This is a genomic window from Sphingopyxis macrogoltabida (assembly GCF_001314325.1).
GTDB lineage: Bacteria > Pseudomonadota > Alphaproteobacteria > Sphingomonadales > Sphingomonadaceae > Sphingopyxis > Sphingopyxis macrogoltabida.
The window spans coordinates 3,915,338-3,928,414 of record NZ_CP009429.1 but is presented as its reverse complement, the minus strand read 5'-3'; the positions used below and the strand labels follow the sequence as shown (position 1 = coordinate 3,928,414).

Annotated in this window: 10 protein-coding genes; all 10 read left to right on the top strand. The window is 64.7% G+C overall.

The features are described 5' to 3' along the window. The first annotated feature begins 88 nt into the window (after positions 1–88). The 10 genes from LH19_RS18990 (at position 89) to LH19_RS18945 (ending at position 13,002) form a co-directional block, all read left to right on the top strand. Complete coding sequence (locus LH19_RS18990) at positions 89–1,300, top strand: pyridoxal phosphate-dependent aminotransferase (RefSeq protein ID WP_054731325.1); 1,212 nt, start codon at positions 89–91, stop codon at positions 1,298–1,300. A 220-nt stretch (positions 1,301–1,520) separates the two neighbouring features. Next, positions 1,521–3,824 (top strand): TonB-dependent receptor, encoded by a 2,304-nt coding sequence (locus LH19_RS18985; RefSeq protein WP_054731322.1) that lies wholly within the window; start codon positions 1,521–1,523, stop codon positions 3,822–3,824. A gap of 58 nt (positions 3,825–3,882) precedes the next feature. Further along, positions 3,883–5,832 (top strand): CocE/NonD family hydrolase, encoded by a 1,950-nt coding sequence (locus LH19_RS18980; RefSeq protein WP_234715967.1) that lies wholly within the window; start codon positions 3,883–3,885, stop codon positions 5,830–5,832. 329 nt (positions 5,833–6,161) lie between these two features. Further along, positions 6,162–6,851 carry a peptide-methionine (S)-S-oxide reductase MsrA gene (gene msrA / locus LH19_RS18975; RefSeq protein WP_054731319.1) on the top strand — a complete coding sequence of 230 codons (690 nt, stop codon included), beginning with the start codon at positions 6,162–6,164 and terminating at the stop codon, positions 6,849–6,851. Between the two features lie 148 nt (positions 6,852–6,999). Beyond that, positions 7,000–8,163 carry a serine hydrolase gene (locus LH19_RS18970; RefSeq protein ID WP_054731317.1) on the top strand — a complete coding sequence of 388 codons (1,164 nt, stop codon included), beginning with the start codon at positions 7,000–7,002 and terminating at the stop codon, positions 8,161–8,163. A gap of 76 nt (positions 8,164–8,239) precedes the next feature. Beyond that, positions 8,240–8,554 carry a hypothetical protein gene (locus tag LH19_RS18965; RefSeq protein ID WP_054731315.1) on the top strand — a complete coding sequence of 105 codons (315 nt, stop codon included), beginning with the start codon at positions 8,240–8,242 and terminating at the stop codon, positions 8,552–8,554. 104 nt (positions 8,555–8,658) lie between these two features. Continuing rightward, positions 8,659–9,867 (top strand): ADP-forming succinate--CoA ligase subunit beta, encoded by a 1,209-nt coding sequence (gene sucC, locus LH19_RS18960; RefSeq protein ID WP_054731314.1) that lies wholly within the window; start codon positions 8,659–8,661, stop codon positions 9,865–9,867. Positions 9,868–9,978: 111 nt separating this feature from the next. After that, a complete protein-coding gene (locus tag LH19_RS18955) occupies positions 9,979–10,728 on the top strand; it encodes an electron transfer flavoprotein subunit beta/FixA family protein (protein ID WP_054731312.1) in 750 nt (249 codons plus the stop codon). Beyond that, positions 10,725–11,654 (top strand): electron transfer flavoprotein subunit alpha/FixB family protein, encoded by a 930-nt coding sequence (locus LH19_RS18950; protein ID WP_054731311.1) that lies wholly within the window; start codon positions 10,725–10,727, stop codon positions 11,652–11,654. Before LH19_RS18955 ends, LH19_RS18950 begins: the two co-directional genes overlap by 4 nt. A gap of 10 nt (positions 11,655–11,664) precedes the next feature. Then, positions 11,665–13,002 carry a DUF389 domain-containing protein gene (locus LH19_RS18945; RefSeq protein WP_054731309.1) on the top strand — a complete coding sequence of 446 codons (1,338 nt, stop codon included), beginning with the start codon at positions 11,665–11,667 and terminating at the stop codon, positions 13,000–13,002. Positions 13,003–13,077: the final 75 nt, after the last annotated feature.

Below are 13,077 nucleotides of genomic sequence, written 5' to 3'. Positions count from 1 at the left end.
ACCAGCGCGCTTGCGAATTGCGGGCGGATTCTCTAGGCGCGGCCCCGCGCAATTTCCCGCCTCTATGCCCGCGAAGGAATCTTCCTCCATGTCGCTGAAGCCGCATACCTCCGCCGCCCTCGGTCGCATCCAGCCTTCGGCAACGCTCGCGATGACCGCGCGCGTGACCAAGCTGAAAGCCGACGGGGTCGACGTGATCGGCCTCAGCGCCGGCGAACCCGATTTCGATACCCCCGATTTCGTCAAGGAAGCGGCGATCGAGGCGATCCGGAGCGGCCAGACCAAATATACGCTGGTCGACGGCACGATCGCGCTCAAGGAAGCGATCCGCGGCAAGTTCCGCCGCGACAACGGGCTCGACTACGGGCTCGACCAGATCAGCGTCAACGTCGGCGGCAAGCACACGCTGTTTAACGCGCTGGTCGCGACCGTCGATGCGGGCGACGAGGTGATCATCCCTGCGCCCTATTGGGTCAGCTATCCCGACATCGTCGCCTTCTGCGGCGGCACGCCCGTCGTCATCGAGGCGTCGGCGGCGCAGAATTACAAGATCACCCCGGCGCAGCTCGACAAGGCGATCACGAAGAAGACGCGCTGGATCATCTTCAACTCGCCGTCGAACCCGTCGGGCGCCGCCTATTCTCCGCAAGAGCTCGACGCGATCGGCGAAGTCGTGCGGCGCCATCCGCACGTCATGGTGATGTGCGACGATATGTACGAGCATGTCTGGTACGCCGATTTCGAATTTTCGACGCTCGCGCAGCGCTGCCCCGACCTCACCGACCGCATCCTGACCGTGAACGGCTGTTCGAAGGCCTATGCGATGACCGGCTGGCGCATCGGCTATGCGGGCGGCCCCGCGTGGATCATCAAGGCGATGGGCAAGCTCCAGTCGCAGTCGACCTCGAACCCCTGCTCGATCGCGCAGGCCGCTGCCGCCGCCGCGCTCGGCGGGCCGCAGCAGTTCCTCGACGACCGCAACGCCGCGTTCCGCAAACGCCGCGACATGGTCGTCGCGATGCTCAACGACGCGCCGGGGCTCAATTGCCCGACCCCCGACGGCGCCTTCTATGTCTATCCCGATGCCAGCGGCTGTATCGGCAAGAAGACCCCCTCGGGTCACGTCATCGACACCGACGAAGCGCTGATCGACTATTTCCTCGATTCGGCGCGCGTTGCCGCGGTCCACGGCGGCGCCTTCGGCCTGTCGCCGGCCTTCCGCGTTTCCTATGCGACGTCGGAAGCGGTGCTCAAGGAAGCGTGCGTCCGCATCCAGCAGGCCTGCGCCGCGCTGAGCTGATCGCGACCGCTGCCCCCGCGAACCCGAGGCTGCCATTGCCAGCAGTTCCGGCGGGCTGCCTGCTGGCGTTTTTATAACGGTATCCCCGGCGTTAGCGTAAGAATAATTCAATCTAGGCCTCAGGATTAATCATTTGCGCCGGCAGAGCGGGGGAGGGTTAATTCCCCCGACGGGCATAAAACGATCATAGCCAACATCCCCGTCGCAAAAGGGGATTGTAATGAAAAGCAAATTTGTAACCGGCTGCGCTCTCGCCCTGGTGTGGACGGCGCCGGCCTTGGCGCAGGATCGCGATGCTAGCGGCAGGCAACAGGCCGGGCAGGGCGACGACGAAATCATCGTTACCGCGACCCGCCGCGAGACCACCTTGCAGGACACGCCGGGCGCCGTCAGCGCCATCGGCGAGGAGCAGATCCTGAAGCGCAATCTGGTCGGAATGAACGACTATCTCCAGTCCGTGCCCGGCGTCAGCTTTCAGGAACGCGGCAACGGCCAGAACACGATCACCATTCGCGGCATCAGCACCGGCAGCCAGATTTCCACCAACACCCCGACCGGCAGCTATTTCGGCGAAGTTCCGGTGACGGGCATGGGGACGCAGATCAACGGCAACCAGGCCGGCAACTCCGATCCCAAGATGTTCGATATCGAACGCGTCGAAGTTCTGCGCGGGCCGCAAGGCACGCTGTTCGGATCGGGCGCGCTCGGCGGCGCGGTTCGCGTCATTCCCAACTCGCCGAAACTGACGGAAGTCGAAGGCCGCGTCAGTGCAGAATATTCCAACACCGCGGGGCGCGGTGCCGCCAACTACACGGTGAACGCCATGGTCAACCTGCCGATCGTACGCGATCGGCTGGCCGTTCGTCTGGTCGGCTATCGGGTTTTCGAGAACGGCTATATCGACAATGTCGCCGCCAGTCAGCCGACAGCCGCCATCGATTATGCGGCGGGCCTTGGCGTGCAAGCGCGCGATCGCGACAATGTCGGGGCGTCGAAAACCACCGGCTTTCGCGGCAGCATCCGCTGGGAGCCGGCCGACGGTCTGTCGTTCGAAGCGATGCATCTCTATCAGCGGATCGAACAGGACGGCTTCGGCTATATCGACACCAACGTATCGGCGACCGACTATCTCCAGGCGACGCCGCGCACCGGTCCCGACAGCTCGGCGGACGAGTTCACCAATACCACTCTCAACCTCTCCAATTTCATCGCCGAATATAGCTGGGACTGGGGGACGTTGATCAACTCCACCTCCTATGTCGATCATCGGGCGAAAAGCCACTTTTCCCTGGGCTATGTCGATCCGGCCAGTCTGGCGGGCACCTATTCCGCCGGCCGCAAATATAACAAGGTCTTCGTGAACGAGACGCGCTTTACGTCGGGCTGGGAAGGTCCGTTGCAGCTCGTGAGCGGGATTTATTACGAAGACCGCTCGGAGCATATTTTCGCAAATATTCGCTACAGCGGCACGGTAACCACCGGACCCGTCTATGACGATATCGCGGTGAGCCTTGGCGAAGGGCCGGAGCGCGAACTGGTCACCAAGCAGTTTGCGGCATTCGGCGAAGCGGCGTTCACGCCCTGGGATCCGCTGACGCTGACGGTCGGCGCGCGCTATTACCGGTTCAATACCTCTTATCCGATCTTCCGCGATCAATATGTCGATCCGGTGATCGTGAATGGCTTGCAGGGCTTCAAGAGCAGCGTCGACGGCGTGAACTGGAAAGTGAACCTCGCCTACAAGCCGAACGACGAGATTTTCATCTATGGCCAATGGGCACAGGGTTTCCGCCAGCCGCAGGTCCAGAATCTGCTGGATCCGCTCGACGATCCCAATGGCGACGGTATCGTGGACTTCGTCGACGGGACCCAGCGTACCATCCCGCCCGGCCTGCTCGACCCGGACAAGGTCGACACCTATGAAGGCGGCTTCAAATTCCAGTCGCCGAGCGGCAACCTCCGCGGCTCGCTGACCGGCTATTATACCGACTGGAAGGGCATTCCGGTCATCCTCCTCACCTTCCCGCGCCGCGCCGGATTCTATTTCAACGCCGGCAGCGCCAAGGTTAAGGGCGTGGAATTCGAAATGTCAGGCCGTTTGCCCGGCAACTGGCATGCCCAATTCTCGATGTCCTGGTCCAAGGCGACATTGGGCAACGACGCGGATTCGCTGGCGCTGTCCGGCGGCATCAGGAACGCCCAGCTCCCGGGATCGCCCAACCACAATGCCTATGCCTCACTGGAAAAGCGCTTCGACATCGAAGGCAATGAAGCCTTCATCCGCGGCGACTGGACCTATGTCTCCAGCTACTACAGCAACCTCAACGAGACCGGCAAGGTGGGCGACTATCATCAGTTCGGCCTCAATGCGGGGATCACGATCGACAGGATCAAGTTGGGCGTTTTCGCCAAGAATCTGACCAATCGCGATGACTTCACCTGGGTCGACAATCTCCTGGGCGGCGGCCGCGCCTATCGCCTCCGCCCGCGCACCGTCGGGGTCAATGTCGGGTTCGATTTCTAGCATCGGACCCCGCCGGCGCCGCCCGGTGACCGGTGCGGCGCTGGCGGGAGCGAGGATCATGGGCGTAATGGTCGGACGGGTAACGGCACTTGTTGCACTGGCGATGCTGGCGCAATTTCCGGTGACGGCGCAATCGGTGCGCTCCATCGTGGTGCCGGGCGGCGATATGGCGACACTGGCGCCGCCCACCGTCCCGGCCGACTATATCCGCCGTGAAGCGATGATCCCGATGCGCGACGGGGTGAAGCTCTATACCGTCATGATGATCCCCAGGGGCGCCGCCAACGCCCCGATCGTCCTGACCCGCACCCCTTATGATGCGACCGCCCGGGCGATGCGGTCGCAGAGCCGCAAGCTGATCAACGCAAGCCAGCGCAGCGAAGAACAGTTCGTGCGCGCCGGCTATATTCGCGTCTGGCAGGACGTCCGCGGCAAATATAAGTCGGAGGGCGAATATGTGATGATGCGCCCCCCGGTGGGGCCGCTCAACGACAGCGGGGTCGACAACGCCACCGACGCCTATGACACGATCGCCTGGCTGGCGGACAAGGCGAAGCTGCCCGAAAGCAACGGCCGCGTCGGCATGGTCGGTTCGTCCTATGAGGGGCATACGGTGGCGATGGCGCTGCTCCGCCCGCACCCGGCGCTGAAGGTTGCCGCTGCCGAGAGTCCGATGATCGACCAGTGGCGCGACGACTGGTTTCACAACGGCGCCTTCCACAACATCTACCTCGACTATTTTGCGATGCAGACCGGCGCGAAGGGCGCGCTCCCGCGGCCGCCGCACCATGGTTATGACGACTATGACAATTTCCTGCGCGCCGGATCGACGCACGACTGGGCCGTAAAACACGGGCTGGACCAGATGCCCGTCTACAAGCGGCTCGAGGAACACCCCGCCTATGACGAACTCTGGCGGGGACAGGCGCTCGACCGGTTGCTGGCGGCCAACCCTTCCGACGTGCCGACGATCTGGGAAGCCGGGCTCTGGGATCAGGAAGAGATCCACGGCGCGGTGCTGGCGTGGGAAGCGCTGAAAGCCGCGGGCAAGGTCGGCAACAACCACCTGGTTCTGGGGCCGTGGCGGCACAGCCAGGTCAATCGCGAAGGGCGCCGGACCGGTGCCTTCGCGTGGAACGGCGACACGGTACGGCAATATTGGGACGAGATGGTGATGCCGTTGTTCCGCGAACGGCTGGAAGACGGGCCGAAGGCGAACCTGCCGTCGGCGATCCTCTACAACACCGCCGAGGATCGCTGGGAACGGTTCGCGCGCTGGCCGCTGGCCTGTGAGCGCGATTGCCCGGCGCCCCTGACGCCGCTGAATCTGGCGGGCGAGGGCGGGCTGAGCTTCGCGCCAGGCGCGCGGGGCGAAGACAGCTATGTCTCGGACCCGGCCAAGCCGGTGCCCTTCATGCCGCGGCCCTATGACATGGACGAGTTCGCCGAGCCATGGACCACGTGGCGCCTTTCGGACCAGCGCCACGTCGACAAGCGGCCCGACGTGATGACCTATGAGACCGAACCGCTGACCGCTCCGGTGCGCGTTTCGGGCGTACCGATCGCCGAACTGTTCGCGCGCACCACCGGAACCGACGGCGACTTTGTCGTCAAGCTGATCGACGTCTTGCCGCCGGAAAATGCCAACGATCCGCCGATGGGCGGCTACCAGCTTCCGATCAGCATCGAGATATTGCGCGGGCGCTATCGCGACGATCCCTCAAGGCCAAGCGCGATTCCGGCGAATGTGGTGCAGCGCTATCGATTCCGGATGCCGGTGGTCAATCATGTGTTCCGGCCGGGGCATCGCATCATGGTGCAGATACACTCGTCGCTGTTTCCGCTCTATGACCGCAACCCGCAGACCTTCGTGCCGAATATCTTCCGGGCGAAGAAACAGGACTATCGCGCCGCCACGATCACGCTGGAGCGCGGCGGCAGCGAGGGCAGCCGGGTCTGGCTGCCGGTGCTGCCGCCCGGCGAGCCGCCGCGCGCCGGCAAGCGATAAGGGGATACCCCGCCGCGATATTTTATACCGGCCGGTCTTGAAATGGGCCGGGCGCCATCCCAATTGGCAGATGAACGGCGGTTAAGCGTCCGGTTCACCATATGGTAAGTCTGGTCGGCTAAGGTGATCGCCATCACTGCGTGACTGGTCCGGGGCGTGCCATATCATCGGTGTAACCAGCGCGGCACCGTCCGCCCAACCGAAGATAGAAAAAAGAGGCTCTCCATGATTGCCATGCTCCGCTCCGACTGGTTCCTGACGATGCTCGCCGGCTTTGCCATCGGCGCAACGTACATCATCGCCAATCAGCCGGCGGTCGCCCTGCCGCTGTGACGGCGCGGCGCCGCCATTTTCTTTCCCATGCGCTGACGGCGCTCGTCGCCGGAGCGCTGCTCGCCGGATGCGCGCCTGCAAAGGCCGAAAGCGTCGTCCGGCTTCCTGCCGCCACGCTCGACCCTGCCGTCACGGCGAAGCGCGCCACCGCTGTGCTTGCGGGCGGCTGTTTCTGGGGCGTCGAGGGCGTCTTTTCCAACGTCAAGGGCGTGATCTCGGTCGAATCGGGCTATCATGGCGGCGGCGCCGCGACCGCCCGGTACGAACTGACGCACGACGGCACCTCGGGCCATGCCGAGGCGGTGCGCATCGTCTATGACCCCACGCAGGTCAGCTACGGCACCTTGCTGCGCATCCTCTTTTCGGTCGTTGCCGATCCGACGCTGAAGAACCGGCAGGGCCCCGACGTCGGCACCCAATATCGCGCCGCGATCGTGCCGATGGACGCGGTGCAGCGGCAGGTGGCGACCGCCTATCTGGCGCAGATCGGCAAGGGCAAATATTTCGCGCGGCCGGTCGTCGTGCCGGTCGAAAGCTACAAGCGCTTCTATCGCGCCGAGCCGAATCACCAAGATTTCATGCGCCGCAATCCGGCCAACTCCTACATCGTCCGCTGGGACGCGCCGAAGCTGGCGGCGTTGAAGCGGCTCTATCCGGCGCTCGTCCGCGGTACCCCGGCACCCTGAACGCGTCGCCCGATGCGCCGCTCATCGCGGCAGAAGAATCATTCGTCGCAAATCGCTGGTCCGCTTCGCATGGCTGCGGGACGAACGGCCTGACCGATGGGGGTCGGGAACAAAACAAGATGATAATGGTCGCAAGCGCGGGGTCTGAATGAAGTTCGAGTTTACCGGCAAGCCGCTGCTCGCCGCGCTGACGAGTGCCGCGGTGCTCGCGGGCTGCGCCAGCTCCGCAATCGTCCCGCAACCGCGCGCGCCGCATGCACCGCCGCCGCAACAACAGCAACAACCCGTGCGCAGTTCGACCGGATCGGTGACGGTGCCGATCGGCCAGCCGGTGCGGTCAGAGCTTCCGGCGCCGCGCGGCACGCTCGACCCCGGCTTCCGCCGTCCGCCTGCCGGGCTCTCCGACCGCATCAACGGCTTGTGGCGCGCCTTTCCCGGCAAGACTGGCATCGCGATCCAGCGCATCGACGGCGAATGGGAATTTTCCGAGCGCGGCGGCGACCTGTTTCCGCAACAGAGCGTGTCGAAGCTGTGGGTGACGATGGCGGTGCTCGACGCGGTCGATCAGGGCCGCCTCCGCCTCGACCAGATGGTGCGCATCGGCCCCGACGACCTCGCGGTCTTCCACCAGCCGCTCGCCGCGCGCGTCCTCGCCGAAGGGTCGGTGACGATGAGCGTCCGCGACCTTATCGAGACCGCGATCACGCACAGCGACAATCTTGCCAACGACAGCCTGCTGCGCACCGTCGGCGGCCCCGATGCAGTGCGCCGTTTTATCGCGAACAAGGGTCTGGGGTCGATCCGCTTCGGTCCCGGCGAGCGGCTGCTGCAGAGCGGCACCGCGGGCCTGACCTGGCAGCAAAGCTATTCGCGCGGCCGCAATTTCCAGGCCGCGCGCGCCGCGCTGCCCGACGCGACGCGCAAGGCGGCGATGGACAATTATCTCGCCAACCCGGTCGACGGTGCGAGTCCGTCGGCCATCGCCAGCGCCCTGACACGCCTCGCCCGCGGTACCTTGCTGTCGCCCGAATCGACCGAATATCTGCTCGGCGTGATGAGCCGGACCAAGAGCGGGCCGCGACGGCTCAAGGGCGGTCTGCCGCCCGGCTGGCAGTTCCTGCACAAGACGGGGACCGGACAGGATTACAAGGGCATGACTGCGGGTTATAACGACATCGGCATCGCGACCGCCCCTGACGGGACGCGCTATGCCATCGTCGTCATGCTCGGCAACACGACCTCGCCGATCCCGGCGCGTATGTCGCTGATGCAGGCGGTGTCGGGCGCGGTCGCCGAATTTCACGGGCGCTGAGCAACGCTTCAATTCATTTGTCCTGGGGAAGAACAAACAGCCTTTGGCTTCTCCGTCTGACCGGCTAAAGGCGACGATGATGGAACGCCTTCTTCTCCTTCCCATGATCGCGGCCCTCGCGCTCTCGGCATGCGCGACGCCCGAAACGCGGCTGCGCACTGGCCTCGTCAATGCCGGACTGTCGCAAGCGATCGCCGCCTGCATGGCCGACCGGATGGTCGACCGGCTGTCGCTCGTCCAGCTCCGCCGCCTCGGATCGCTCGGCAGTCTCAAGGATAAAAGGATGAGCGACCTGTCGTTCAACCAGTTCCTTCACAAGGTCCGCGCGCTCAAAGACCCAGAGATTTTGACGGTCACCACCAGTTCGGCGGCGGTCTGCGCTTTCAGCTAGGCAAGAATTACTGTCGGGGTCTCAGGGGTAGCGTTGCCGCCAAACTTGTGCTTAGGCGGCGCGCGTATCTCCCGCTCCCAGAGTCGAAAGGCCCGGCAGACCTCATGAACATCCACGAATATCAGGCGAAAGAACTGCTCGCGAAATTTGGCGTCGCCGTGCCCAAGGGCATTGCCGCGATGAGCGTCGAGGAAGCCGTCGCCGCGGCGAAGCAGCTCCCCGGGCCGCTCTATGTCGTCAAGTCGCAGATCCACGCGGGCGGGCGCGGCAAGGGCAAGTTCAAGGAGCTCGGCCCCGACGCAAAGGGCGGTGTCCGCCTCGCCAAGACGATCGAAGAGGTCGAAGCGCACGCCAAGGACATGCTCGGCAACACGCTGGTGACGATCCAGACCGGCGAAGCCGGCAAGCAGGTCAACCGGCTCTACATCACCGACGGCGCCGACATTAAGCAGGAATTCTACCTCGCGCTGCTCGTCGACCGCGCCAGCAGCCGTATCGCGGTCGTCGCCTCGACCGAGGGTGGCATGGACATCGAAACCGTCGCGCACGACACGCCGGAAAAGATCCACACGATCACCATCGATCCAGCCACGGGCCTCCAGCCGCACCATGGCCGCAGCGTCGCCGCGGCTCTCGGGCTGGAAGGCGACCTCGCCAAGCAGGCCGCCAAGGTTCTCGCTGGGCTTTATGCAGCGTTCCTCGGCACCGACGCCGAACAGATCGAAATCAACCCGCTCGCCGTGTGTGCAGGCAAGGATGGTGACGAACTGCTCGTGCTCGACGCCAAGGTCGGGTTCGACGGCAACGCGATGTTCCGTCACAAGGACCTCGCCGAATTGCGCGACCTGACCGAAGAAGACCCGGCCGAGGTCGAGGCGTCGGAATATGACCTCGCCTACATCAAGCTCGACGGCAACATCGGCTGCATGGTCAACGGCGCCGGCCTCGCGATGTCGACGATGGACATCATCAAGCTGAACGGCGAATTCCCCGCCAACTTCCTCGACGTCGGCGGCGGCGCTTCGAAGGAAAAGGTCACTGCGGCGTTCAAGATCATTCTCAAGGATCCCGCCGTGAAGGGCATCCTCGTCAATATCTTCGGCGGCATCATGAAGTGCGACATCATCGCCGACGGCATCGTCGCGGCGGCGAAGGAAGTGAACCTCTCGGTTCCGCTCGTCGTTCGCCTCGAGGGCACCAACGTCCAGCAGGGCAAGGACATCCTCGCCAACTCGGGACTGCCGATCGTTGCGGCCAACGATCTCGGCGACGCGGCAAAGAAGATCGTCGCGGAAGTTCGCGCGGTCGCATGATAAGAGACGCGCGCTCCTCGTCCGGGAGCGCGCGCGGGACTGCTGGTTGACGTTTACGTAAAGCGCAACTATGGCGCAGTGCACAATTTTTCGAGAGGAGCTTTAAAAGCCATGAAAATCCTCGTCCCCGTGAAGCGGGTGCTCGATTACAACGTGAAGCCGCGGGTCAAATCCGACGGCACCGGCGTTGATCTCGCCAATGTGAAGATGTCGATGAACCCGTTCGACGAGATCGGCGTCGAAGAAGCGATTCGCCTGAAGGAAAAGGGCGTCGCGACCGAGATCGTCGCCGTGTCTGTCGGCCCGGCGAAGGCGCAGGAAACGCTGCGCACCGCGCTCGCGATGGGCGCCGACCGCGCGATCCTCGTGCAGACCGACGATGCGGTTGAGCCGCTGGCACTCGCGAAGATTTTCAAGGCGATCGCCGACGCCGAACAGCCCGGCCTTGTCATTCTCGGCAAGCAGGCGATCGATGACGACAACAACCAGACCGGCCAGATGCTCGCGGCGCTGACCGGCTGGGCGCAAGGCACCTTCGCCAGCGCGGTGAATGTCGACGGCGACAGCGTCAATGTGACACGCGAAGTCGACGGCGGTCTCGAGACGGTGAAGCTCAAGCTTCCCGCGATCGTCACCACCGATCTTCGCCTGAACGAACCGCGCTATGCTTCGCTGCCGAACATCATGAAGGCGAAGTCGAAGCCGCTCGATACCAAGTCGCCTGCCGATTACGGCGTCGACACCACGCCGCGCGTCAAGACCGTCAAGGTCAGCGAACCCGCCGCGCGCTCGGCCGGCATCAAGGTCGCCGATGTCGATGAACTGGTTGCCAAGCTCAAGGCTCTGGGAGTGCACTCATGAAAACTCTGGTTTGGGTCGAACATGACGGCAGGGCCGTCAAGGACGCTACGCTTGCGGTGGTCACCGCCGCCGCGAAGCTCGGCGAAGTCCATCTGCTCGTCGCCGGTTCGGGCGTCGATGCAGTCGCCAAGGAAGCCGCCGGCATCGCTGGTGTCGGCAAGGTGCATGTCGCTGATAACGCCGCCTTTGCGAACAACCTTCCCGAAAACATCGCGCCGCTCGTCGCTGACCTGATGGGTTCGCATGATGCGTTCCTCGCACCCGCGACGACCACCGGCAAGAATATCGCGCCGCGCGTCGCCGCGCTGCTCGATGTCATGCAGATTTCGGAAATCCTGTCGGTCGAAGGTCCCAAGACCTTCACGCGTCCGATCTACGCCGGCAACGCGATCGCGACCGTCGAAAGCTCGGACGCGAAGCTCGTCCTGACCGTCCGCGGCACCGCTTTTGAAAAGGCAGCCACGAGCGGCGGATCGGGTGCAGTCGAAGCGGTCAGCGCAGGCGGCGACGCCGGCCTGTCGAGCTTTGTCGGCGCCGAGATCGCCAAGTCGGAGCGTCCCGAACTGACCTCGGCCAAGATCATCGTTTCGGGCGGCCGTGCGCTCGGTTCGAGCGAGAAGTATGAGGAAGTGATCGTTCCGCTCGCCGACAAGCTCGGCGCCGCGCTCGGCGCTTCGCGCGCTGCGGTCGATGCGGGCTATGTCCCCAACGACTATCAGGTCGGCCAGACCGGCAAGATCGTCGCGCCGGAAGTCTATTTCGCGATCGGCATCTCGGGCGCGATCCAGCATCTCGCCGGCATGAAGGATTCGAAGACCATCGTCGCGATCAACAAGGACGAGGACGCCCCGATCTTCCAGGTCGCCGACTTCGGCCTCGTCGCCGATCTCTTCAATGCCGTTCCCGAACTGACCGGGAAAATCTAAGCGGTCGCCCGTGACCGGCGATCATCCCGGGGTGCCCGGACTGGGCGACGCGCCGTTCAATGCCGGCGGTCGCCGGGCGGCGCGGAACGACGAACATGACGAAGCGGCCGGGGGCGATGCCCACGGTCGCTCGTTGATTCTGGCGAGCGTCGCGCGCGACGCGCGGCTCGACCGCAAATTCCTGCTGCTGATCATCCTCGCCGCCGCCATCGCGACGCTCGGCCTGTTGCAAGGGTCGGCTGCGGTGGTGATCGGCGCGATGCTGGTGTCGCCGCTGATGGGGCCGATCATGGGGATCGGCTTCGGGCTGGCGACGATCGAAAGCAATTTGATCCGCCGTTCGCTCGTGACGCTCGCCGCCGGGATGGCGGTCGCGATTCTCGTCGCGATGCTGATCATCTGGCTGTCGCCGATCAAGGACGTTACCCCCGAACTGCGCGCGCGCACCCAGCCGACCCTGCTCGACCTTGGCGTCGCGGTGGTCGGCGGCATCGCCGGCGTCTATGCGATCATGCGCAAGCTGTCGGGCGTGATGGTTGGCGTCGCAATTGCAACCGCGCTCGTCCCGCCGCTGTCGACCGTCGGTTTCGGGCTGGTCACGGGGCGGATGGACTTCGCGCTCGGCGCCGCGCTGCTCTTCCTCACCAACACGCTCGCCATCGCCTTCGCCGCGACGATTGTTGCGCGGCTCAACCATTTCGGGCCGTCGCTGACGCGGCAGCACACCGCGATGCAGGTGGTCGGCATCGTCGCGACGCTCGGTGTCCTGTCGATCCCGCTGGCGCTGTCGCTCAACAACATCGTCCGCGAAATCGGGGCGCGCACGACGGTGCAGTCTGAACTTGCCGCGCTGCTCGGCAAGGACGACCGCGTCGACAGCCTGAACGTGCGGATCGAGAATGACGAGATCGCGATCGACGGCGTGGTGCTCGTCGATCGCTATGCGTCGCAGCTCAACGCCAATCTGGCCCGCGCGGTCCGCGACAAGGCGCGCCGCGACGTGCGCGTCAGCATCGTCCAGTTGCGGCAGCAGACCAACGCCGCCGCGCAGTTCGAGGAACGGCTGAACCAGCGCCTCGCGGCGCTCGAACAGCGCGAGGACGAAAGCCGCGCGATTCTCGCCGGGCTGACCGTCGGCGATCTCGTGCCGCGCGACCGGGTGCTGCTCGACGCGCAGGCAAGGCGGGTGGTCGTCCAGCGCGATCGCGAGGAAGAAGGCGCCGAGGTCGCCGCCGCGGTCGACCGGATCATGGCGTCGGTGCAGGCGCGTTATCCGCAGTGGCTGGTACAGAATGGCAGCCTGACCGCAGCCGAAGCGCCCCCGGCCGCAGGCGCCCCCGGCGAATAGACGCATTGCAGACCTATTCGGGTTGACCGCGCGCCCGCGATCCCATCTGCTGCGTCCCGAACCGCGGCGAACCGC

What these genes read in the sequence shown, in the direction of transcription:
- LH19_RS18990 (WP_054731325.1), top strand. Translation starts at nt 89, where the DNA reads ATGTCGCTGAAGCCGCATACCTCCGCCGCCCTCGGTCGCATCCAGCCT.
- LH19_RS18985 (WP_054731322.1), top strand. Translation starts at nt 1,521, where the DNA reads ATGAAAAGCAAATTTGTAACCGGCTGCGCTCTCGCCCTGGTGTGGACG.
- LH19_RS18980 (WP_234715967.1), top strand. Translation starts at nt 3,883, where the DNA reads ATGGGCGTAATGGTCGGACGGGTAACGGCACTTGTTGCACTGGCGATG.
- LH19_RS18970 (WP_054731317.1), top strand. Translation starts at nt 7,000, where the DNA reads ATGAAGTTCGAGTTTACCGGCAAGCCGCTGCTCGCCGCGCTGACGAGT.
- LH19_RS18965 (WP_054731315.1), top strand. Translation starts at nt 8,240, where the DNA reads ATGATGGAACGCCTTCTTCTCCTTCCCATGATCGCGGCCCTCGCGCTC.
- sucC (WP_054731314.1), top strand. Translation starts at nt 8,659, where the DNA reads ATGAACATCCACGAATATCAGGCGAAAGAACTGCTCGCGAAATTTGGC.
- LH19_RS18955 (WP_054731312.1), top strand. Translation starts at nt 9,979, where the DNA reads ATGAAAATCCTCGTCCCCGTGAAGCGGGTGCTCGATTACAACGTGAAG.
- LH19_RS18950 (WP_054731311.1), top strand. Translation starts at nt 10,725, where the DNA reads ATGAAAACTCTGGTTTGGGTCGAACATGACGGCAGGGCCGTCAAGGAC.